Annotated in this window: 22 protein-coding genes; 5 read left to right on the top strand and 17 right to left on the bottom strand. The window is 64.8% G+C overall.

The window, feature by feature from the left end:
- Positions 1 to 12 precede the first annotated feature (12 nt).
- Both R1T44_RS01780 and xseB read right to left on the bottom strand, forming a co-directional pair.
- Complete coding sequence (locus R1T44_RS01780; protein WP_054556401.1) at positions 13 to 945, bottom strand: polyprenyl synthetase family protein; 933 nt, start codon at positions 943 to 945, stop codon at positions 13 to 15.
- The gene (gene xseB / locus R1T44_RS01775; protein WP_225347455.1) at positions 945 to 1,229 is read right to left on the bottom strand and encodes an exodeoxyribonuclease VII small subunit; all 285 of its coding nucleotides are present in this window, start codon (positions 1,227 to 1,229) and stop codon (positions 945 to 947) included. Before xseB ends, R1T44_RS01780 begins: the two co-directional genes overlap by 1 nt.
- A 321-nt stretch (positions 1,230 to 1,550) precedes the next feature.
- Here xseB and serA point away from each other — a divergent pair, with 321 nt between their 5' ends.
- Entirely contained in the window at positions 1,551 to 2,801 is a 1,251-nt protein-coding gene (gene serA / locus R1T44_RS01770; protein ID WP_043331602.1) for a phosphoglycerate dehydrogenase, read from the top strand.
- A 288-nt stretch (positions 2,802 to 3,089) separates the two neighbouring features.
- Here the strand turns inward: serA and R1T44_RS01765 are convergent, their stop codons facing one another.
- From R1T44_RS01765 to R1T44_RS01715, 11 genes are all read right to left on the bottom strand, one after another.
- Positions 3,090 to 3,275, bottom strand: a complete 186-nt coding sequence (locus R1T44_RS01765) for a tautomerase family protein (protein WP_043331603.1) — start codon at positions 3,273 to 3,275, stop codon at positions 3,090 to 3,092.
- A 336-nt stretch (positions 3,276 to 3,611) separates the two neighbouring features.
- Positions 3,612 to 4,877, bottom strand: coding sequence for a dihydroorotase (locus R1T44_RS01760; protein WP_054556399.1), 1,266 nt, complete (start codon positions 4,875 to 4,877; stop codon positions 3,612 to 3,614).
- The gene (locus tag R1T44_RS01755) at positions 4,874 to 5,926 is read right to left on the bottom strand and encodes an aspartate carbamoyltransferase catalytic subunit (RefSeq protein ID WP_052384301.1); all 1,053 of its coding nucleotides are present in this window, start codon (positions 5,924 to 5,926) and stop codon (positions 4,874 to 4,876) included. The genes R1T44_RS01760 and R1T44_RS01755 overlap by 4 nt, the downstream gene beginning before the upstream one ends.
- The gene (pyrR, locus tag R1T44_RS01750; protein WP_317292465.1) at positions 5,923 to 6,456 is read right to left on the bottom strand and encodes a bifunctional pyr operon transcriptional regulator/uracil phosphoribosyltransferase PyrR; all 534 of its coding nucleotides are present in this window, start codon (positions 6,454 to 6,456) and stop codon (positions 5,923 to 5,925) included. Before pyrR ends, R1T44_RS01755 begins: the two co-directional genes overlap by 4 nt.
- A 98-nt stretch (positions 6,457 to 6,554) precedes the next feature.
- Positions 6,555 to 7,010, bottom strand: a complete 456-nt coding sequence (ruvX, locus tag R1T44_RS01745) for a Holliday junction resolvase RuvX (protein WP_054556397.1) — start codon at positions 7,008 to 7,010, stop codon at positions 6,555 to 6,557.
- Complete coding sequence (locus R1T44_RS01740; RefSeq protein ID WP_043331610.1) at positions 7,003 to 7,560, bottom strand: YqgE/AlgH family protein; 558 nt, start codon at positions 7,558 to 7,560, stop codon at positions 7,003 to 7,005. The genes ruvX and R1T44_RS01740 overlap by 8 nt, the downstream gene beginning before the upstream one ends.
- Before the next feature lie 15 nt (positions 7,561 to 7,575).
- Positions 7,576 to 8,490, bottom strand: a complete 915-nt coding sequence (locus R1T44_RS01735; RefSeq protein ID WP_317292464.1) for an energy transducer TonB — start codon at positions 8,488 to 8,490, stop codon at positions 7,576 to 7,578.
- A 108-nt stretch (positions 8,491 to 8,598) separates the two neighbouring features.
- Positions 8,599 to 9,570: a glutathione synthase gene (gene gshB, locus R1T44_RS01730; protein ID WP_317292463.1), complete on the bottom strand. Its 972-nt coding sequence runs from the start codon at positions 9,568 to 9,570 to the stop codon at positions 8,599 to 8,601.
- A 212-nt stretch (positions 9,571 to 9,782) separates the two neighbouring features.
- On the bottom strand, positions 9,783 to 10,529 hold the full coding sequence (locus R1T44_RS01725) for a 16S rRNA (uracil(1498)-N(3))-methyltransferase (protein ID WP_317292462.1): 747 nt from the start codon (positions 10,527 to 10,529) through the stop codon (positions 9,783 to 9,785).
- A 165-nt stretch (positions 10,530 to 10,694) separates the two neighbouring features.
- On the bottom strand, positions 10,695 to 11,198 hold the full coding sequence (gene secB, locus R1T44_RS01720; RefSeq protein WP_317292461.1) for a protein-export chaperone SecB: 504 nt from the start codon (positions 11,196 to 11,198) through the stop codon (positions 10,695 to 10,697).
- Positions 11,199 to 11,323: 125 nt separating this feature from the next.
- Positions 11,324 to 11,743 carry a rhodanese-like domain-containing protein gene (locus R1T44_RS01715; protein ID WP_043331622.1) on the bottom strand — a complete coding sequence of 140 codons (420 nt, stop codon included), beginning with the start codon at positions 11,741 to 11,743 and terminating at the stop codon, positions 11,324 to 11,326.
- Positions 11,744 to 12,187: 444 nt separating this feature from the next.
- Between R1T44_RS01715 and gpmI the strand changes: the two genes are divergently transcribed.
- The 3 genes from gpmI to R1T44_RS01700 all read left to right on the top strand — a co-directional run bounded on the left by gpmI (position 12,188) and on the right by R1T44_RS01700 (position 16,661).
- Positions 12,188 to 13,750, top strand: coding sequence for a 2,3-bisphosphoglycerate-independent phosphoglycerate mutase (gene gpmI, locus R1T44_RS01710; protein ID WP_043331623.1), 1,563 nt, complete (start codon positions 12,188 to 12,190; stop codon positions 13,748 to 13,750).
- Between the two features lie 118 nt (positions 13,751 to 13,868).
- Positions 13,869 to 15,038 carry a murein hydrolase activator EnvC family protein gene (locus R1T44_RS01705; RefSeq protein WP_043331626.1) on the top strand — a complete coding sequence of 390 codons (1,170 nt, stop codon included), beginning with the start codon at positions 13,869 to 13,871 and terminating at the stop codon, positions 15,036 to 15,038.
- A gap of 237 nt (positions 15,039 to 15,275) precedes the next feature.
- Positions 15,276 to 16,661 carry a S41 family peptidase gene (locus R1T44_RS01700; protein WP_394805769.1) on the top strand — a complete coding sequence of 462 codons (1,386 nt, stop codon included), beginning with the start codon at positions 15,276 to 15,278 and terminating at the stop codon, positions 16,659 to 16,661.
- A gap of 208 nt (positions 16,662 to 16,869) precedes the next feature.
- Here R1T44_RS01700 and R1T44_RS01695 read toward each other — a convergent pair whose 3' ends face one another.
- The 4 genes from R1T44_RS01695 to R1T44_RS01680 all read right to left on the bottom strand — a co-directional run bounded on the left by R1T44_RS01695 (position 16,870) and on the right by R1T44_RS01680 (position 21,747).
- Positions 16,870 to 18,195, bottom strand: a complete 1,326-nt coding sequence (locus tag R1T44_RS01695; RefSeq protein ID WP_317292459.1) for a UbiH/UbiF/VisC/COQ6 family ubiquinone biosynthesis hydroxylase — start codon at positions 18,193 to 18,195, stop codon at positions 16,870 to 16,872.
- Positions 18,196 to 18,360: 165 nt separating this feature from the next.
- Positions 18,361 to 19,623 (bottom strand): 2-octaprenyl-6-methoxyphenyl hydroxylase, encoded by a 1,263-nt coding sequence (ubiH, locus tag R1T44_RS01690; protein WP_317292458.1) that lies wholly within the window; start codon positions 19,621 to 19,623, stop codon positions 18,361 to 18,363.
- A 4-nt stretch (positions 19,624 to 19,627) separates the two neighbouring features.
- Complete coding sequence (gene pepP / locus R1T44_RS01685; RefSeq protein ID WP_317292457.1) at positions 19,628 to 20,971, bottom strand: Xaa-Pro aminopeptidase; 1,344 nt, start codon at positions 20,969 to 20,971, stop codon at positions 19,628 to 19,630.
- 134 nt (positions 20,972 to 21,105) lie between these two features.
- Entirely contained in the window at positions 21,106 to 21,747 is a 642-nt protein-coding gene (locus R1T44_RS01680; protein WP_064503223.1) for a UPF0149 family protein, read from the bottom strand.
- Positions 21,748 to 22,007: 260 nt separating this feature from the next.
- Here R1T44_RS01680 and R1T44_RS01675 point away from each other — a divergent pair, with 260 nt between their 5' ends.
- Positions 22,008 to 22,385, top strand: coding sequence for a cell division protein ZapA (locus tag R1T44_RS01675; protein ID WP_064503224.1), 378 nt, complete (start codon positions 22,008 to 22,010; stop codon positions 22,383 to 22,385).
- Positions 22,386 to 22,429 lie beyond the last annotated feature (44 nt).

The raw sequence follows: 22,429 nt of genomic DNA, 5'->3' as shown, positions 1-22,429 counted from the left end.
AGGCGTCAGGAATCAGTGGTCTCGCTCGATCATGTAGCGCGCCAGCACCGCGAGTGGCTCTGCGGCCTCTCCCAACGGTGCCAGGGCATCCAGGGCCTCTTGCAGTAGCTGACCTGCTCGCTCTTGAGCACCTTCGAGTCCAAGCAGCGAGGGATAGGTCGGCTTGTCGCGCGCAGCGTCAGCACCGGCCGTCTTGCCAAGCGTTGCGGTGTCGCCCGTCACGTCCAGGATGTCATCCTGAATCTGGAAGGCCAGGCCGATAGCCGAAGCGTAGCGCTCCAGGGCAGCAAGACGCGAATCCTGCTCGTCGACTGCCACCAATCCGCCCAGACGGACCGCGGCGCGAATCAGCGCGCCGGTCTTGTAGGCATGCATGCGTGACAGCGCCTCTACCTCGCGGAACTGGCCGACCGCCTCGAGGTCCAGCGCCTGACCGGCCACCATGCCGCGCCGCCCGGAGGCCTCGGCCAGGGTACGCACCAGGGCCGGTGTCCGTACATGGCCGGTCGTCGCCATCACTTCGAAGGAGAGCGTCAACAGGGCATCGCCCGCGAGAATGGCGGTCGCCTCATCGAAGGCGCGATGCACGGTGGGACGGCCACGCCGCAGGTCGTCATCGTCCATGGCCGGCAGGTCATCATGGACCAGCGAATAGGCATGCACCAATTCGAGCGCCGCTGCCGCCGCGTCCAGCGCAGCGCGGTCAGCGGCCTCCTCATCGCAGCCCAGGGCACGACCCACCGCATACAGCAGCACGGGGCGCAGACGCTTGCCGCCACCCAGCACGCTGTAGCGCATGGCGTCCTCGAGACGCTCACTCACCGCCGCACTGCCGGGAGTCAACAACGCCTCAAGCACGGCCTCACTGCGCGCCTGTCCAGAGCGGATCAGCTCGCTGGCCTGCGATGCTGTCGGCGTGACTTGCGTATTCAATCCACCTGACATCACCAGTCCTTCTCCTCGTCCGCTTCACCCGCCATGCTGCCTGCGGCATCGGGCGCCGTAAACGCCGTGGGCGTCAGCGCTCCCTCCGGGCCTTCCACCAATGCCTGCAGGCGCAACTCGGCGCTGTCGAGCCGCTGCTGCGCCTCACGCGCCAAGCCCACGCCCTCTTCAAAAGCGCCCAGTGACGCTTCCAGCGACATGTCGCCAGCCTCGAGCCGCGTCACCAACCCTTCAAGACGGGCCAGGGTGGCGGCGAAATCCTGTGGCACTTCCTTTTCGGCCATGGGTGCTCTCGCTCATCCGACCGGGCGGGCCCGGTGTCTCTGTGTGGAGCGCCAGTATAACCCGAAGGGCTTCACGACGCTGCCCACCCCCTGCGCACGGAGGAAGAGTCACATCAAACGGCTGTGCTGTGAATTTTTCATGCCCGGCACGCGGACATTTCATCCGGAGGCCCCGTCGGCTGTGATATTCTTTGCTCCCCTGTTGACAGCACGCCCCGCTGTTTCTCTGGCATTTTCTTGAGGTGTGACACGCCAGCAGGTCATGAAAAAGACCAAACGAACAGAAACGCCGGCATGACCGGCGAGAGGGTTGATCCGACAATGGCCAAGACGTCCCTGGACAAGAGCAAGATCAAGATTCTATTGCTCGAGGGTGTCCACCAATCCGCCGTGGATAATTTCCTCAACGCGGGTTACACCAACATCGAACTGCTTCAGACCTCGCTGGCCGAGGAAGAACTGATCGAGAAGATCCGCGATGTGCACTTCATCGGCATTCGTTCCCGCACTCAGCTCAACGAGCGCGTGATCTCCGCTGCCGAGAAGCTCACCGCCATCGGCTGCTTCTGTATCGGCACCAACCAGGTCGACCTGGAAGCCGCACTGAAGCGCGGTATCCCCGTGTTCAACGCGCCCTACTCCAACACTCGCTCGGTCGCCGAGCTGGTACTGGCCGAAGCCATCATGCTGATGCGCGGCGTGCCGGAGAAGAGCGCCAAGGCACATCGTGGCCAGTGGATGAAATCCGCCAAGAACAGCCATGAAGTCCGCGGCAAGACGCTGGGCATCGTGGGCTACGGCAGCATCGGTTCCCAGCTGTCCGTGCTCAGCGAATCCCTGGGCCTGGACGTCATCTACTACGATGCCGTCACCAAGCTCGGCATGGGCAATGCCCGTCAGGTGGCAAGCCTGGAAGAGCTGCTGGCGCGCGCTGACATCGTCACCCTGCATGTGCCGGAAATCCCCTCCACCAAGTGGATGATGGGCAAGCAGCAGTTCGCGCTGATGAAGCAGAACAGCGTCTTCATCAATGCGGCACGCGGCACCACCGTCGTCATCGAAGACCTGGCCGAAGCCCTTTCCAGCGGCAAGCTGCTGGGCGCCGCCATCGACGTCTTCCCGGTAGAGCCGAAAGGCAATGGCGAAGAGTTCGTGTCTCCGCTGCGCGAGTTCGACAATGTCATCCTGACGCCGCACGTCGGTGGCTCCACCATGGAAGCCCAGGAAAACATCGGTGTCGAAGTCGCCGAGAAGCTGGTGACCTACTCCGACAATGGTACCACCATCGGCTCGGTCAACTTCCCGGAAGTCGCCCTGCCGGCGCACCCGGAAAAGCACCGTCTGCTGCATATCCACGACAACGTCCCGGGCGTGCTGTCACGCATCAACCAGGTGCTGTCCGAGGAAGGCATCAACATCTCTGGCCAGTACCTGCAGACCAACAACACGGTCGGCTATGTGGTCATCGATGTCGACAAGGCCTACGGCAAGAAAGCGCTCGAAGCGCTCAAGACCGTCGACCATACCCTGCGTATCCGGACCCTCTACTCGGAAGCTGATTTCGAGAACTGAGTCCGTGCTCTGCTTCATGGCCGTGGAGCAGAGGGCAGGCAAATGAAAACGCCGCAGCCAGAAATGGCTGCGGCGTTTTTTTGTTCCGGATTACCGAGCGCGTTGCTCGCCGCGCCTTGCGTCCCACTCCCCTCTGTCATGCCTCCGTCATGCCTCAGCCGGTTTCCCATAGACTGGCAATGCCGGGCCAAGACCAGGGGCGTGTTTCACGTGGAACATCTTGATTCCTCGTAAAACACCCTCTGAATCAGATAGTTGAGAACAGGCGCCCAGTTGAAACTTCGTCTCTCAGCGCTCTGACAATGGCGTGCCAGCGACAGCCCAGTTTTCCGGCTCCACTTCCTGCAGCACCACCCAGACAGACTGCTCACGCACACCCAGCACGCGAGCCGTCTCGCGAGTCAACGCCTCCACCAGCTCCCGCTTCTGTTCCTGTGTCTTGCCCGTCAGAAATTCCGCACGAATCATCGGCATGGTTTTCTCTCCTTGTTGTTCAAATCTCTTTTTTGCATGCCAGATCAGCCTGGCCAGCTGCCTTGCTCACTATTGCCACAGCCGCTTTAAGGCGCTGTGGCCAATGGGCTCTCGCAAATCGCTCCTGAAGCCATTGTTCCACGTGAAACATCTGCCGGCAGCAAAGAGCGCAGCCCAGCGATGTCACTCTGCGCCGTAGGCTGGTAAAGAAATTGGCTGCTTTACAATAAAGCAGCCAATTCACTCCATACGTCATTCAAAAAATCGCTTGGCTATCAGTCTGTTGGCGCGCTTTAGCCAAATATCTCAAGCATCATGTTCCACGTGAAACACTGCTTAGGCGTAGCAGGAATCACCCAGCAGCACCTCTTCGACGCGACCGTTCAACAGCATGCCAAGCAGCGGCGTGTTATGGCCGGCACTGACCAGCGTCTCACTTGAGACACGCCATTCCTGTTCCATATCGATCACCGCCAGATCACAGTACTCGCCCACTTCCAGCATGCCGCCCTTGAGTCCGAAGCGTCTGGCACTGAACGTCAATGTCTCGATCAGGCGAGGCAGGCTGAGCAGCTCGGCCTCCACCAGCGCCAGCCCCAGCGGCAGCATGGTTTCCAGGCTGGTCATGCCGGGCTCGGATACTGCGAAGGGCGCGCTCTTGGCTGCGGCTTCATGGGGCAGATGATCACTGACGATGGCGTCGATGGTGCCATCGACCACACCGGCCCGCAGCGCATCTCGGTCTGCCGCGCTGCGCAGTGGCGGCTCCAGATGGAAATTGGCGTTGAAGCCTTCCAGCTGCTCATCGGTCCAGTGCAGTTGCGCCATCGACACATCCGCGCTGATATCCAGCCCTCTGGCCTTGGCATCACGTACCAGCTCCACGGCCCGTGCACTGGAGAGCAGTGACACATGCGCCCGTACGCCGGTCTGCTCGATCAACAGCAGCCACTGGGTCAGGGCGACCGTCTCGGCTGATTCCGGAATGCCGGCCAATCCGAGACGTGAGGCAATGGCGCCCTCATGGGCGCAGCCCTGCCCGGCCAAGGCGGCCTCCTGGGCCTGGAACACGACGGTGATATCAAAGGTCCGCGCGTACTCCAGACAACGGCGCAGTACGCCGAGATCGCGTATTGGCTGGCGCAGGTTGGTCAGTGCCACGCAGCCTGCGGACTTGAGCGCGGCCATATTGGCGAGCAGATCACCTTCCAGTCCCTGCGTCAGTGCCCCCAGCGGCGCAAGACGCACCCCCGCCACATCACGCGCACGGTCCAGCAGCGTACGAATATGCGAGGCGCTGTCGAGCACCGGGCTGGTATCAGGCCGCGGCAGGATGGTCGCGTAGCCACCCGCCAGTGCGGCGGCCGACTCACTGACCAGGCTGCCCTTGTAGCGCGGGCCCGGGTCGCGCAGGTGCGCGCCAAGATCGATGAAGGCCGGCGTGACCAGTTTGCCCGCCAGGTCATCGCGCTGCTCGGCACTGAAATCCGCCGGTGCTTCGCCGATCGCGATCAGGCGACCACCGTCGAGGTGCAGGTCGTACTGGCCATCGCGGCCGTTGGTCGGGTCGATCACCCGTGCATTGATCAGGCTGCGTTTCATGCGCCAGCTCCTCGTGAACGTTCACCCCTGCGCTCGGCGCGCGCCTTCATCTGTCCGGAGACCGCCATCGACAGCACCGCCATGCGCACCGCGATACCGTTGGTGACCTGATCGAGTATCAGAGAACGCGGGCCATCCGCGACGGCGGATTCGATCTCGACACCCCGGTTGATCGGCCCCGGATGCATCACCACGGCGTCAGGGTGCGCGTGTGCCAGGCTTTCGCGGGTCAGACCATAGCGGCGGTAGTATTCCGACTCCGAGGGCAGCAGCGCGCCATCCATGCGCTCCTTCTGCAGGCGCAGCATGATGACGACATCGACATCCTTCAGCCCTGCTGCCAGTTCAGTGAAGACCTGACAGCCCAGCGTCTCGACCCCGATGGGCAGCAGCGTCTGCGGCGCGACCACCCGCACCTCCGCTGCGCCCAGCGTATTGAGCGCCTGAATCTGCGAGCGAGCGACGCGCGAATGCAGGATGTCACCGACGATCGCGACGCGCAGATTGGCGAACTCGCCCTTGTGGCGGCGGATGGTCAGCATGTCGAGCATCGCCTGGGTCGGGTGCGCATGGCGACCGTCGCCGGCATTGATGATCGCCACATGCGGCGTGATCTGGCTGGCGATGAAGTGCGCCGCGCCGGAGTCGCCATGACGGACCACGAAGGCATCCGCCTGCATGGCCTCGAGATTGACCAGGGTATCCATCAGCGACTCTCCCTTGGCGGCCGACGAGGTCTTGATGTCCAGATTGAGCACATCCGCCGACAGACGCTTGGCGGCCAGCTCGAAGGTGGCACGCGTGCGGGTCGAGTTCTCGAAGAACAGATTGGCCACCGTGCGCCCGCGCAGCAACGGCACCTTCTTGACCTCGGCATCGCCGATACCACGGAAGTGATCGGCGGTGTCGAGAATCTCGGTCAGCACGCTGCGCGGCAGGCCTTCGATATCCAGAAAGTGACGCAGCCGGCCCTGCTCATCCAGCTGGACCTGTGCCGGCGAGGCAGCCCGCACGTCCGCGCTGGCCTGCGAGAGATCAAACAGGTTCATGCCGTCACCTCTCCGGTATCGACCAGTGTCAGGCGCAGGTTGTCGGGGCCTTCCAGCTTGATGCGCTTGCCGGGCGCCAGCGCCAGGTTGGCACCCAGGGCGTCCGGCTGCACCGGCAGTTCACGCCCCGGCAGCTCTACCAGGCAGGCCAGCAGCACGCGGCGCGGACGGCCATAGTCGAACAGCTCATTGAGCGCCGCGCGCACGGTACGTCCGCTCATCAGCACATCGTCCACCAGCAGCAGATCGCGGTTCTCGATATCCGGCAGCTGTGACCCCTGGCCGCCATCCGGCAGGCCCTTGTGGCCGAAGTCGTCGCGCCAGAAACCGATATCCAGTGTCGCGAGGGGCTCTTCCAGCCCCAGCCGCTCACGCAGTGCCTGGGCGACCCAGACACCGCCGGTATGAATGCCGACCGGAATCAGACGTTCACGATCAAGTTCACGGCGCTCGAACAGCAATTCGAGCTCCTCGGTCATGGCCTCGAGCAGTGCCTCGACCTCTGGCAGTGCCTCATGTCCTTCGTGCATCTCAGACTCTTGCATGGATATCGCTTCCTATCTTCCCTGCCGGATGGCGGCAAACAGACAAAAAAAACCCGCTTCCGGAAAGGAAGCGGGTGGAGTATTCAGTAACCGACAAGGTCGCCCTCGCCTCGCTGGCTTGCAAACCAGCTCTCGAGAATCAGCTGAGCAGCGAGGCCGTCCACGCCATCATCGCGATAATTGCCGCGGTGGCCGCGCTCGCGCGCCAAGCCCTTGGCCGCCTTGGTGGAGCCGCGCTCATCCCACATTTCCAGCGGCTTGCCGTAGCGGCCATACAGGCGCTTGCCGAACTTGCGGGCTCGGCTGCACATCAGTGTCTCGCTGCCGTCCAGCTCGAGCGGCAGGCCGACCACGAACAGGTCGGGCTGCCATTCCTCGATCAGGCGATTGACGACATTCCAGTCCGGAATGCCGTCCCGCACATGCAGCGGCACCAGGGGCGTCGCGGTGCCGAGCATCTCGGTGCCCACCGCGACACCGATGCGGCGCGTGCCGAAATCGAACGCCAGCGCCGTACGGCTGACTTGCCGCTCAGCCATGCCCGATCTCCCGCGACATCAGATTCATGTCGACGCCCAGCTTGCTGGCAGCCGCTTCGAGGCGGGACTCGCTGTCGGCATCGAAGAGGATGCCGCTGTCGCCTTCGACGATCAGCCAGCTGTTTTCCTTCAGCTCGTTGGTGAGCTGGTCCGGCTCCCAGCCAGCGCAGCCGAGGCAGACCATGAAGTCATCAGGGCCTTCGTTGCCGGCTATCGCCTTCAGGATGTCCAACGAGGTGGTCAGCGCCAGCTCGTCGGTCACCTGCAGGCTGGAATCCCACTCGCTGGCCTTGCCACGATGCAGGATGAAGCCGCGGTCCTTGTGGACGGGGCCGCCGTAATAGACCACCTCATCGAGGCGCTCACAGCTGTCGGCAGCGATCTCGAGCTGCTCGAACAGACCGCGCATGGTCAGCTTGATCGGCTTGTTGACGATGACACCGAGGGTGCCCTTGTCATCATGATCACAGAGGTAACTGAGCGAGCCGGAAAAATTGTCATCATCGAGATGCGGCATCGCCAGCAGGAAATAGTCTCGCAGACTTTGCATGGTCCTCCCGAGGCGTCAGGGCGCGCCAGAATCGTTGCCGGGGCCGAATCGCCAGATGCGGGTGATGGTCAGCTGGCTCATCCCCTTGAGACTTTCATCAAAGGGCGCATAAGGAGCCGCGCCGTAGACCGTATCCAGAGCCGCCTGGTCGAGTTCAGCATGTCCCGAGGATTGTAACACTTCCGCGAACTCAAGCTGACCGCTGGGCAGCACGACGGCGCGAATCCGCAGCTCGCCGCTCAGGTGGGCAGGCGCCGGATAGTGCTGGTTGCCGAACGCTTGCACCGTGCCGGTCCAGTCATTGATATAGCGCGCGCGGGCCGAGGCACGCGCCGCCTTGCGTGAGGCGGTGTCACCCACCACCTCACGCGACTGGCCGGAGGCCTGGATTCGCTGGACGTCCTGCTCGCTGGCCTGCTGCTCGTTGTCCGGCGTATCCGGCAGCAGTTCGGAACGCATCACCTGTTGTGACGACGCCTGCTGGGTCGCGATCACCTCGGGGATGCGCTCCGGCAGTACCAGTGCCTGCGTGGCCGGGGCCTGGGCTTCCGCCACGGCCGGCTCGCTGGCCTCGGACGCACTCTGCTCACCCGGTTGCGGGGGCGCCTGATTGGTTGGCCCGGCCTGCACCGCCGCCTCGCGCCCGCTGCCACTGGCCTGCTGGTCCTGCTCGGCCACCACCTGCGAGTCGACGGCAGTGGTGCTGGCCTGACTGACCAGCGTCACATCGAGCATCACCGGCTTGGGCATCGGCGGCACCTCGGGCGGCGCCAGCAGGCCGCTGCCCAGCAACCACCAGCCGATGACGGCATGGACGGCCAGTGCCGCGCCCCACGCCACCACACGGCGATGCACCCGCGTCACCGGAACATAGGTGATCGGGTCGGTGACGCTATGATTGCCTGCCCACCATTCGACGGGTGCTGCCATACCCCACTCCCTGTCCACGGAACCTCATTGGCAGCTTCGGCTTCCCTGCCGTTTACTGCGAATCCATTGCGGGTCAGCCAACTGGTGCCGACCTCACCGCGATGTTGATCAGGCGGAGGGCTGCGCCGCCAGACGCGCTTCGATGGCATCCATCAACAGACCGGCGATATCAGTGCCACGCTGGGTATCGATCTCGCGTACGCAGGTCGGGCTGGTGACGTTGATCTCGGTGATGTAGTCGCCGATCACGTCCAGGCCGACGAACATCAGCCCCAATGATTTCACCACCGGCTTGACCTGCTCGATCAGCCAGTAATCGCGGTCGGTCAGCTCACGCGATTCGCCACGTCCGCCAGCCGCCAGGTTGCCGCGCGTCTCACCGGCGCTCGGGATGCGCGCCAGGCCGAACGGCACCGGCTCGCCATCCACCAGCAGAATGCGCGTATCGCCGGCACTGATTTCCGGCACATAACGCTGGGCCATGATCTGACGGGTGCCCCGCAGCGTCAGCTGCTCGATCACCGAGCCGAGATTGCGGCCATCTTCGGCGACGTGGAAGATGCCACTGCCACCCATGCCATCCAGCGGCTTGAAGATCACGTTGCCATGCTCGGCGTGGAAGGCGCGCAGCACCTTGTCGTTGGCCGACACGGTGGTCGGCGGGATGCACTGCGGGAACTGCTGAGCGAAGAGCTTCTCGTTGCAGGTCTGCAGCGCGGCCGTCGGATTGACCACCAGCACGCCTTCCCGCTCGGCAAAGCCCAGCAGGTGAACGGCATTCAGGAAGTGTTCGTCGACGGGCGGATCCTTGCGCATCAGGATCACGTCAAGCTCGGCCAGCGGAGTCGCGACGACCTCGCCCAGCTGATAGAAGTTGTCCGGGTCGTGGTAGACCTCCAGATCACGCATCCGGCCCATGGCGCGACCATTCTCGAGATAGAGGCCTTCCTGCTCGAGATAGTGCAGCGACCAGCCACGCTGGCTGGCGGCCCACAACATGGCCAGAGTGGTGTCCTTCTTGTAGGCGACGCTGGACATCGGGTCCATCACCACGCCGATCTTGAGCTTGCGAGCAGTCATTGAGGCAACCTTGTGACAACACTGCCAGCCTGGTACGCGGCCGGCAGCGGGGATAACGGAGACTCCCGTCGCGACATGACACCATGGCGCGGGAGCGATGGGACAAGTATGCAGCAGCGCCGTGCTGCTCACCACTGGCGAAACGCCCTTGCCGGCTCACGCTGTGTTGCCGGCAGATCAACAATTCCGCCCGGGTGCCAGATGATGGGAGATCAGCGCGGCAGGTCACCAAATCGCTGCTGCAGCAAGGTCAGCGCCACCACCGGCGCCGTCTCGGTGCGCAGGATACGCGGCCCCAGGCCGAGCACTTCACAACCGGCGGCGGCGGCTTCTGCCACCTCTTCCTGCGTGAAGCCGCCTTCCGGGCCGATCAGCAGGCTGGCACGGGTCACGCCGCCCTCGGCCTCGGCCACGTTCAGCGCCTCGGCACCGCCCGGCTGCAGAATCAGGCGCAGCGACTCATCACGCTCGGCCAGCCACTGCGTCATCGCCACCGGGGCATGCACGACCGGCACGACGCTTCTTCCGCACTGCTCGCAGGCGCTGGCCGCCACGCCCTGCCAGTGCGCCAGCTTCTTGTCGGCGCGCTCGCCCTTGAGCTTGACGTCGCCCCGCGCGGTATAGAGTGGCGTGATGGCAGCCACGCCCATCTCACAGGCCTTCTGGATGGCGTAATCCATGCGATCGCCCTTGGAGATCGCCTGCCCCAGATGCACCGCCAGCGGCGCCTCGCGGTCATTGGGCACCGCCTCGATCACCTGCACGCTGACGCCCTTGCGGGTCACCTCCTCCAGCAACACGCGTACCTCCTGCCCACGGCCATCGAACAGCTGCGCCTCACTGCCGACCTTGGCACGCAACACCAGTCCGAGGTGGCGTGCAGGCCCCTCGGGGAGCGCGAAGGACGCCCCGGCGCTGACATTGAGATCAAGATCGGGGCAGTGCAGACGGATGGCCATGGACGGGGTCTCGCGGACTAAGAAGCAGTGAAAGTGGGCCGCGATGAGTCGATATAGCATCGCAGGCAAGGCGGCGGCCATTGTCGCCCAAAAACGCAGCGACGGGCCACTGGGGCCCGTCGCTGGTCGTACCTGTCATGTGGCCAATCAAGGCCGGCTCACTGATCAGTGAGCGGTAGCCTCGGCGGCGCCCTGGGCTTCACGCTGCTTGCGCTGCGCGTACATGGCCTCGAAGTTGACCGGAGCCAGCATCAGCGGAGGGAAGCTGCCACGGTTGACCAGGTTGTCGATGGCTTCACGCGCATACGGGAACAGCACGTTCGGGCAGAAGGCGCCCAGGGTGTGGTCCAGCTGCTCGACAGACAGGCCCGCGATACGGAACAGGCCAGCCTGCTCGACTTCCGCCAGGAAGGCTGTGGTCTTGTCTTCGCCATTGGTGACCTGAGCGGTGACCTTGATGGAGACTTCGAACAGCTCCTCACCGACCTGCTGGTGCTCGGTATCCAGCTCCAGCGCAACCTTCGGCTGGAACGGCTGGGAGAAGACCGCCGGAGAATTCGGGGCTTCGAAGGACACGTCCTTCACGTAGATGCGCTGCAGGGCAAACTGGAGCTGATCCTGAGCCTGTTCTGCGCCTGCTGCAGCCTGTGCGTTCTGTTCTTCAGCCATGAGACATATCCTTGAGGGTTCGGAGATTTATTCTTGGTTGCGAGCCTGCCTCCAGCAGACCCGCAAACTTGCCCAGCCAGCGGGGCAATGACAGCTGGCAGACACGCGACGCGCGAGTCTGCGACTCAGCGAGTCACGACCGGCAGGCTGTCGGCTTCCCACTGGCCCATGCCGCCCTTGAGCTTGACGGCCTGCTTGAAGCCATCCTTCTCGAGGCGCGCCACCAGCGGTCCCGCCGTCTGGCCGTGCTTGCAGACGATGATCACCGGGCGTTCCTTGTACTTGGCCAGCGGAGTGGTCTCGCTGGTCAGCTGACTGCTGGGAACGTTGACGGCACCGGCGATATGACCGGCCTTGAATTCCTTGCTGTCGCGGATGTCGATGAAGACACCCTCTTCGCGATTGACCAGTCGCGTGGCCTCGCTGACGCTGACGCCGTGGTTGCCACGCATGGTTTCCATGACAATGAGGGCGACCAGCAGGGCGACGAAGGCGCCGACCAGCAAGGGATGATTCTGCGCGAACTGAAGCAGCTGTTCGATCATGAGACGGGCTAACTCCGCTGTGACGTGCATGCCGACGCGTACGCGGCAAAGGAAATAGACCGCTACCTGAGGTAACGGAGCCAGCATTATACATGACAGGCCCAAGCATGAATGCCGCTGCATGGCATCAAAAAGGCGTAGCCGGGCGATGCGCCGGCTGCTGTCAGCTCAGCCGGGACGGGGTGATCCACCGATAGCGCTACCCAATCCCGGCGATACACTTGCGGCACTTGCACTCGGCACCTTACCACCCCTCTAATAGAGGGCAGAACGAGCAGGTAGTTTTATCACTACATGTCGTCTCCGCCGAGGGTTCTGCCCCACGGATGCGCCACAGCATGGCCGCAGGACATGACAGCTGCATGATGTGTCGTCCGTCGAACATCATCCTGTCATCCCGGCCCCTGCTCACCCCAGATCATTCGTCATCACAGCGAGGAAGTCATGGCAGCTCAAGCACAAGGTCCGCGTCCCGTCGCCCTAATCATCCTGGACGGCTACGGTCACAGCGAAGAGGAGAAGGACAACGCCATCCTCGCCGCCGACACGCCGGTGATGGACCGCCTGCGTCGTGAATATCCCAGCGAACTGATTCACACCGATGGTGGCTTCGTCGGCCTGCCGGACGGCCAGATGGGCAACTCCGAAGTCGGCCACATGAACCTCGGTGCCGGTCGCATCGTCTATCAGGACTTCACGCGCATCACCAAGGCGGTGCGTGAGAATGCCCTCAAGGACAATGACATCCTGACCGCGCCCATCGATGCCGCCGTCAAGGCCGGGCGTGCCGTGCACCTGATCGGCCTGCTGTCTCCGGGTGGTGTCCACTCCCACGAAGACCACACCCTGGCCATGGCTGACCTGGCCGCCGAGCGGGGCGCCAAGCGCATCTATATCCACGCCATCACCGATGGCCGTGACACCGCGCCCAAGAGCGCCGAGGCCTCCATCGCGCGTGCAGATGAGCACCTCGCGGGCCTGGGCCTGGAAGACGGGCGTGTCGCCACGCTGGTCGGTCGCTACTTCGCACTGGACCGCGACAACCGCTGGGACCGCGTCGAGCAGGCCTACCGCCTGATCGCCAACGGCGAAGCCGAGCATGAAGCCGCCACCGGCGTCGCCGGGCTGGCTGCCGCCTACGAGCGCGACGAGACCGATGAATTCGTCACCGCCACCCGCATCGGCGATTCCGTCGCCATGCAGGAAGGCGATGCGGCCATCTTCATGAACTTCCGCGCCGACCGTGCCCGCGAGCTGACCCGCGCCTTCGTCGAGCCGGACTTCGCAGGCTTCGAGCGCACACCGCCCAAGCTGGCCCACGACGGCCTGGTGATGATGACCCAGTACGCCGCCGACATCCCGGCGCCGGCAGCCTTCCCGCCGTCCGAGCTGCACAACACCCTGGGCGAGGTCGTGTCCGACCGTGGCCTGACCCAGCTGCGCATCGCCGAGACCGAGAAGTACGCGCACGTCACCTTCTTCTTCTCCGGTGGCCGTGAAGAGGAATACCCCGGCGAGACGCGCATCCTCGTGCCGTCCCCGCAGGACGTGAAGACCTACGACGAGAAGCCGGAAATGAGCGCCGGCGAAGTCACCGACAAGCTGGTGGAAGCCATCGAGTCCGGCGGCTACGACCTCATCGTCTGCAACTACGCCAACGGCGACATGGTCGGCCACACCGGCAAGTTCGACGCCGCCGTCCAGGCCGTCGAGTTCCTCGACAAGTGCGTGGCACGCGTGGTCGAGGCGCTGGAGAAGGTTGGAGGCGAATGCCTGATCACCGCCGACCACGGCAACGCCGAGCAGATGGTGCACCCGGAAACCGGCAATCCGCAGACCGCGCACACCACCTTCGAGGTGCCGCTGATCTACGTGACGCAGCGCGATGCCAAGCTGGCCGCCGACGGGCGTCTGTGCGATCTCGCCCCGACCCTGCTGACCATGATGGGCCAGTCGGTGCCGGAAGAGATGGATGGCAAGGTGCTGGTCGATTATGCCGAGGCCTGATAGCAGGCTGCATGGCGCACCCTTCGGTGCGTCGTGCCTCTCGCCCTGCCCGAGCAAGCCGCTCGGGCAGGGCGACCGCCCCCGAATCTTCAAGCGCCGGAGCCGAGTCTCCGGCGTTGTGCTGTCTGCCTGGCTGCTGAGTCTCGCCCCGCTGGCACTCGGCCCCGTGGTGGCTACCACCGCGCAGGCCGCTGACGACACCGCCACCCTGACCCAGAAGAAGCAGGCCTCCCAGGAAGACCTCAAGCGCCTCAAGCGCGAGATCCAGGCGATGCAGGGCGAGCTCAAGGCCACGGCAGCGCGGCGCAGCGACACGCGCAACGGGCTGGAGAAGATCGAACGCCAGCTCAACGCCACGCGCCAGCAGACCGGCAAGCTCGAGGATGAGCGCGATGACATCAAGCAGCAGCTGGTGGCACTGACGCGCAAGCGTGAAGCCCTCAGTCAGCAGCAGACGGCCCAGAAGGCGGCGGTCGCCGAAGAGATGGCCGCCCTCTATCGCCTCGGTCGTCAGCCTGAACTGAAATTGCTGCTCAATCAGGATGATCCCGCACGTCTTGAGCGCCTGCAGGTCTATCTGAACCACCTGAGCGAATCACGGCGTGCGGCACTGGAGCGCCTGGCCGAGCTGAACCAGTCACTGGCCGACACCCGCGCACAACTGCTGGCCCGCCAGACACGCCTGGATGACGTGCAGGCAGGACTCAAGCGGCAGGCCAGTCAGCTGATCGCGCAACAGAATGAACGCGCCGCCCTGCTGCGCAAGCTGGATGCGCGCTATGCCAGCCATGAGGCGAAGATCGCCGAACTGGACCAGGACCGCGCACATGCCAATCAGCTGATCCAGACCCTCGAGAAGCGCCTCAAGTCGATCAAGAGCGCGCCGCCACCCAAGACCCGCATCACGCGTGCGATGGGCAAGATGGATTGGCCGGCGCCGGGCAAGGTGATCTCCGCCTATGGGCGTGGCGAGGGCGTCAACCGTGATGGCGTGTTGATTCGCGCGACTCAGGGCACCGCCGTCACGGCGCCGCACGCCGGTCGCGTGGTCTTCGCGGACTGGATGCGTGGCTATGGCAACCTGCTGATACTCGATCACGGTGACAACGTGCTGACGCTCTACGCCCACCTGGCAAGCTTCAGCGTAGGCCCGGGCGACAGCCTGTCACGTGGCCAGCAGCTGGGCAGTGTCGGCAGCAGCGGCGGGCGTGATGGCCCGGCGCTCTATTTCGAAGTGCGCCGCAGCGGTCAGCCGACAGACCCGAGTCGCTGGCTCTCGCGCCGCTGAAGTGCCTGGCAGCGGCACCTCGCGCATCGTCTGATTGTCAGCCAGCGCTGAATGCCACCGCTAGCCAGCGGGCTAGTCGCCAGGCACTCGCGCGGGATATGCTCGCAGTAGCCTGTGACTGCGAGCATGCTGGGCGGTGTTCCCCCCCTGCCATGCCTCGACATCCGGCCCCGGCGCTCAGCGCATTTCGGTACCAGTCGAGTCAGTATCCGTCGAGAAGGAAATCGCATGTCTGCAATGTCGCCGTTCCGTCCTGCCCCGCGCCGCCTGCGTCAGCTGGCGGTCAGCGTGCCGCTGAGCCTTGCCCTGCTGGGCGGCGGACTGCCGGCCAGTGCAGAAGATGTCACCTCACCGGCCGACAGCGCTCAGGATGCCCGTCAGGGCACGGACCTGCCGCTGGATGAGCTGCGCACCTTCGCCGAGGTCTTCGAGCGCATCAAGCGCACCTACGTCGATCAGGTCGATGATCGCACGCTGCTCAAGAATGCCATGCGCGGCATGCTCGAAGGGCTGGACCCGCACTCCGCCTATCTGGATCAGGAAGACTGGCAGGACCTGCGCGAGAATACCGATGGCGAGTTTGGCGGCATCGGTATCGAGGTCGGCACCGGCGACGATGGCCAGCTGACCGTCATCGCCCCCATCGACGACACCCCGGCGGCGCGCGCGGGCCTGCAGCCGCGAGACGTCATCCTCAAGATCGACAATACACCGCTGGACGGCCTGTCGATGTCGGAGTCGGTCAAGTTGATGCGCGGTGAGGCAGGCTCTCGCATTCGGCTGCTGATTCTGTCCGAGGGCGCCGACATGCCGCGCGAAGTGGTGCTGGAGCGCGCCATCATCAAGAGCAGCAGCGTCAGTCAGCGCCTGCTGGACCCGGGCTATGGCTATCTGCGCATCAGCCAGTTCCAGAGCGCGACCGGTGACGAGGCCCACACGGCGCTGGCCAGACTGCGGGAAGACAACGATGGCGAGCCGCTCAAGGGGCTGGTGCTGGATCTGCGCAACAACCCCGGCGGGCTTCTCTCGGCCGCCGTCGAGATCAGTGACCTGTTCCTGTCCAGCGGCCGCATCGTCTACACCGAAGGCCGCCTGCCCGACAGCGAGCTGTCCTTCTCGGCCAAGCCCGCTACCCCCGCGGGCGACACCCCGCTGGTGGTGCTGATCAATGGCGGCACGGCCTCGGCCGCGGAAATCGTGTCCGGCGCGCTGCAGGATCAACACCGCGCCATCATCATGGGCACCGACAGCTTCGGCAAGGGCTCGGTCCAGACGGTGATGCCGCTGGGCAATGGCGATGGGCTCAAGCTGACCACCGCGCTCTACTTCACGCCCAGCGGACGTTCGATCCAGGCCGAGGGCATTCGCCCGGATGTCGAGGTCGTGCGAGGCCGCCTCGAGCGCGACACGCGGCGTGACTTCAGTGTGCGCGAGGCAGACCTCGACGGGCGCCTCGACAATGCCAACGCCGCCAGCGAGTCCGCCAGCAGCAAGGCGCCCGACAGCCCGGTGGTGGCGGAAAGTGACTATCAGCTGGGTGAGGCGCTCAATCTGCTCAAGGGCATGAACGTGCTGGGGCGCAGCGCGGCGCTCAAGGCCACCGTGCCCACAAGCGACGAGTAAGCATCACGCCATGACCTGCCGATCATCAGGCCACAACGACAAGGCCCCGCCATCTGGCGGGGCCTTGTCGTTGCAGGGGGCATGACATGCGCACTTGTATGGAGATATATAGCGCTGTGTGGCGGCGATCGGCCAATCCTGCGCCCAAGAAATGATGGTAGGCACTCACATACCCGGCAGGCCAGGTACTACATCACCTTCACTCTTGTTACGGCTTGCAGCTGGCGGGCAACTCACCCCGCTGCCCCATCGCCTGACGCATCAGGATGCGCTTCAACTCGCCCTGGCCGTCGACGAAACCAAGCCCGAAGTTGCGCAGCAGCCGCACGCCCGGCTGACGGCTGCCGAACAACAGCCGGAAGCCATCCATCATCTTGAGCATCATGGCATTGTCGCTGCGACGCCGGCGGCGATAGCGCGCCAGCCAGCGCTCGTCGCCAAGCGCCACCCCGCGGCGATGTCCTGCCAGCAGCTCGTCCGCCAACACCGCCACATCCATCAAGCCCAGATTGACGCCCTGGCCTGCCAGCGGGTGAATGGCATGCGCAGCATCCCCCACCAGCGCCAGCCCCGGCAGCACATAGTCTTCGGCGTGGCGCTGATGCAGCGGGAAACTGAAGCGCTCACTCGCCCATTCGATGGCGCCGAGCTGACCTTCAAAGGCGTCTTCCAGCTCACTACAGAATGCCGCCGGTGACAGTGCCAGCAGGCGCTCGGCCTCTTCTGGCGTGGTCGACCACACGATGGAGCAATGCCGCTCTGCAGCCGAGGCTCCCTCGGCCGGCTGAGCCAGGGCATCATTGACGGCCAGTGGCAGGAAGGCCAGCGGCCCGGTCGGCAGGAAGCGCTGACGCGCGACGGCCTGATGCGCGAGTTCGGTGCGCACCGTGGCCACCAGCGCGACCTGGCCGGTGTCGTGTTCCCGCGTGGCGATCCCGGCCAGCTCGCGTAGCCGTGAGCGCGCACCATCCGCCGCGACCACCAGCGCCGCGGTGACTGTCCGGCCATCGGTCAACGTCAGGCTGGTCGCTTCCGCCGTATCGAGCTGGTAAGCACTCACTACTGACATAGCACCCGAGCATGGGAGTGCCATGCCTGCCACACGCGCCCCGAAGCAGCGCGTGATCGCCGGGCAGGCATCGATGGCCTGCTCCAGCGCGGCGAGCGTGGCCCGATTCTCGACGATATGCCCCAGCACCGGCACGCCACTGTCCTCGGCGCTGAACTGGATCTCGCCATTGCCCTCCGCGTCCCACACCTGCATGCCGGTATAGGGCATCAGGCGACTGGCGGCGATCGTCGGCCACACACCCAGACCGCTCAACAGCTGCTGAGAGACCGGCGTCAATGCACTCACCCGTGGCTCGGGGGCGCTATCAGGTTGCCAGCGGGTCGCGGACTCACGCCCCTCGACCAGCATGACCCGCAGTCCCGCCTGCCCCAGCAGCAGCGCCAGGGTGGCACCGACGATACCGGCACCGACGATGGCGACATCGGCGTCATGTGCGCTACCTGCTGATCGACCGTCCTTCATGCCTGCTCCCTGTCTCGTAGTTCAGTCTCGTAGTTCTGTCTCGTAGCCTGATCTCGAAGACCAATCTCGTGGCTCGACACCAAGGCGCTGTCAGTGAGGCGCTGTCAGTGACGCCCTGCCTGCGAGGCTCTGCCCACGAGCCAAGTCAGTGATTGCCCACCAATCTCAGCGCTCAATGCCCATCGAGCGTCTGGCCAACAGGCGCTTGAGCGGCGAGACAAGATTGAGCCCGATCAGGCCCGCTGCCCGTGCATGCCCCAGCCAGCGACTCTCGACCCCGAACAGGCGGATCAGGCCATCGCTGAACAGCACCACATTGTCGCGATCCGCGCCGCGCCGTTCCTCGAAGTCACTCAGCACACTGGCGGCCCCCGGCGACTCGCCACGCGTCAGGCCCGCCTCGATGGCCGCGACCAGGTCGGTCACGCCGCGCAGCGCCAGATTGAAGCCCTGCCCTGCCACCGGGTGCAGGGCGTGGGCGGCGTTGCCGAGCACCGCAAGGCCGGGACGCGTGCCTTCGCTGGCACGCACCAACGACAGCGGATAGGAGTGGCGTTGCCCGACGCGGCGAAAGCGCCCGGCGCGTTCACCGAAGGCGCGCTGCAGTGCCTGCAGAAAGTCGCTGTCAGGCAGCGCCATCAGGCTTTCCGTGTCCGCGGGGGAGCGTGTCCACACCAGCTCCATGCGCTTGCCGGCCAGCGGCAGCAGCGCCATCGGGCCTTCGCTGGTGAAGCGCTCGTAGGCGACTCCCTGGTGAGGCTGGCTCATCTCCACCGTGGCGATCAAGGCATGCTGCTCATAGTCCTGCGCCGCACTGTGGATACCGAGGCGCTCCTTGAGTCCGGAGCGACCGCCATCCGCCAGCACGGTCAGCTCAGCCTCAATCAGACGACCATCCTCAAGCGTGAGGCGATGGCCTTGCGCCGTGACAGCGATTTCTGCCACCCGCGCCGGGCAATACCAGGCCAGCGGCAGCTCAGCCAGCTGGCGATGCAGCACCTGACCCATCCAGGCATTGGGAATCACGTGGCCGAGCGCGGCTACCTCGAGTTCTGAGGCCCGCATGCGTGTCGCGCCCAGGTGGCCGCGCTCACTGACATGGATGGTGCGAATCGGCGTGGCGTGCTCACACATCGCCTCCCAGACCCCGAAGGCGGTGAACCGCTGGCGTGAGCCCGCCGCGATGGCGCTGGCACGTGCATCGAAACTGGGCTGGAAGCGCTGGGCGTCTGCCGTCGCCGCGGGCAGCTCATTGGCCTCGATCACGGCGACACGCAACGCTGCTGCCTCACGGCCCTTCTCGTCGGCCACACGCGCCATCAGCGGTGCCAGCGCGCAGGCCAGACTGGCGCCCACCAGGCCGCCGCCGATGATCACGATGTCGAAGTGTTCGGCATCACGCCCGCTCATGGCTTCAGGCTCACTCATGGCGTCAGGCCTCCGCGCGCATCAGCGCCTCGATGGCCTCGACGGACTTGGGCACGCCATGACTCAACACCTCGTGGCCCGCGGCAGTCACTGCGACGTCGTCCTCGATGCGAATGCCGATCCCGCGATACTCAAGGGGAATGTCGCCGTCCTGCGGAATGTAGAGACCCGGCTCGATGGTCAGCACCATGCCCGGCACCAGCGGACGCGGCTCACCCGCTTCGCGATAGCTGCCAACATCGTGCACATCCAGCCCCAGCCAGTGCGAGGTGGAGTGCAGATAGAAGCGACGGTAGGCATCGCTGCTGATCAATTCCTCGACCTCCCCCTGCAACAGGCCCAGCTCGACCAGCCCCGTGGTCAGGTCATGCACGACCTGTTGGTGAATGCCCACCAACGTTGCACCCGGTGCCACGGCGGCTACCGCGCGCTCCTGCGCCTTGAGCACGATCTCGTACAGACGGCGCTGCGGCTCACTGAAGCGGCCATTGACCGGGAAGGTACGCGTGATGTCACCGGCATACAGGGCGTACTCGGCGCCGGCATCGATCAGCACCAGCTGACCATCCTCCAGCGGCGCGCGATTCTCGATGTAGTGGAGTACACAGGCATTCACACCCGCCCCGACGATGCTGGTGTAGGCCGGGGCCGGCGCCCCCTGCCACTGGAATTCATGCTCGATCTCGGCCTGCAGATGATACTCGTGCAGGCCGGGACGGCTGATCTGCATCGCACGCACATGCGCGCGCGCGGAAATCTCGGCGGCGTGACGCATCAGTGCCAGCTCACGCTCATCCTTGATCAGGCGCTGCTCATGCAGCAGCGGCGCGAGATCCTCGAAGGCGGCCGGCGGCCGTGCTCCGCGACGCACCGCGGCGGCCAGCTCATCGCGCAGCGCTTGAGCCAGCGCCAGGGCTTCATCATCCTCGAACAGCACATAGAGACGCTCGCGGCCATCCAGCAGGCTGGCCATCACCTCATCACGGGCCTCATTGGTGAAGGCCTGATCGAAGCCTGCCGTGGCGACGGCCCCCTGGGCGCCGATGCGGATGCCGGTCCAGGCTTCGGCCAGCGGGTCCTTCTCCTGACAGAACAGCACGCTCTCCCCTTCGGCGCGCCCGGGCAGCAACAGCAAGGCGGCCTCGGGTTCCGGCCAGCCGGTCAGATAGTGGAAGTCGCTGTTCTGACGGAAGCTGTATTCACTGTCGCGGTTGCGCTGGGCCAGGCCCGACGAGACCACCAATGCGGCAGCCCCCTGCGGCAGCTGCGCGATCAGGCGCTGGCGGCGTGCACGAAAATCCTCTGCCGTCAGGGCAGCAGGTGCGGGCAGGATGGCTGGGGCAGTCATGGCAATCTCCGTCGAGAACCCGCCGGGCATGGCGCGTTCGAGTGACAAACAGGCGTGATGCTGTAGATGGGGTCACCCGCCCTCTTGTACCAGCCTTGCATCAGATGCGGCGCAAGCGGTGGGTGACCATCGTTTCAGTGGGTATCGGTACGCGAGCTGACGCCGAGGCTGCCCTCGAGACCGCCTTCCGGCAGCTGGTCATCGCTGGGCTTCTCGACGTCCGGGTTGCCCGGGTGCTGCTCGGTATACAGCAGCAAGGCCGCCATGCGCACATGGTCAGCCAGCGCGAACAGGTCGGCCTCGTCCTCGGCGTTGTCGTCGTCGAGGTCTTCGGCGTTGGCGAGGCCACTCGAGATGGCTTCGACATCGCTCAGCGCATCCTTGAGCGCCTGACTCCAGCCACTGCGGACATCGTCATCGGCACCGGCCAGCTCTTCCTGGAAGCCCAGCGTCCATTCGCGCAGGCTTTGACCACGTTCGGCCAGCGAGAACATGTCATCCGGCAGCAGCGGCTCGAAGCTCATCTCGCTGGCGGCCAGGCGCTCCTGATTGCGCGTGCGCCAGGTGAGGAAGACTTCACCGGCCTCACGCGTGGCCGGTTGCTCGACCCCCAGCGAGGCGCAGACGCGCGCCAGCCAATCCTCGGCACTGATGTCATCCAGCGCCAGTGCGGCCACCAGCTGACCATCGAGGAAGGAGGGATTGTTGAGGCTGCCGTGAGCCAGGAAGTGGTCTGCGACGAGCGAGAAGTCGAAGGTATCGTTGATGATCGCCATGATGCGGCCCCATTGAGTCAGTGAGAAGTGGTTCTGTAGCGGGAGAATGGCATCTGAAGGATGTGCTGCAGCACAAGGCAGCCGCGCCGCGCGGCGCGTTGACCCTCCAGAAGCGGCTCTCTATAGTGGCTCGAGAATGCCCCCATCTTACCGCACTGGCCCTCCTTCTGGCTTGCCGTCCTGACTGCGACGGTGACGCACTGACAGCAGGACGTCGGCATCAATCTGGATGACGCCGGACAAGGCCCGAGAGGATCTACATGAGCGATTCCGCCACCCCACGCAATACCACCGAGATCAGCCTGCTCGGCCGCAGCTATACCGTCAGCTGTCAGCCCGGCGAGGAAGATGGCCTGACCCGTGCGGCGGCTTATCTGGATCTCGCCATGCAAGGCATCCAGCAACGCGGCAACACCATCAGCGCCGACAAGGTCGCCCTGATGGCAGCGCTCAATATCTCGCATGAGTTGATCAACAGCCGTGACAGCGAGCGCGCCCTGCAGCGCGACTTCGAGACTCGCCTCACCGCGCTGGACCGTCAACTGGATGCCGCGCTCAGTCAGCTGCCAGCCGACTATGCCGATCAGGCGAAGGCGCGCGCCGCTGAGCGCAAAAACGCTTCAGAATCAAACAACTGATACATTCAGGCAACAGATTGTTCCCGACAGGATTAGCCCTTGGG

Origin of the sequence: Cobetia amphilecti (assembly GCF_032923285.1) — a bacterium.
GTDB lineage: Bacteria > Pseudomonadota > Gammaproteobacteria > Pseudomonadales > Halomonadaceae > Cobetia > Cobetia amphilecti.
Note: the sequence above shows the minus strand (reverse complement) of the source record. Positions and strands in the feature narration are given on the sequence as shown.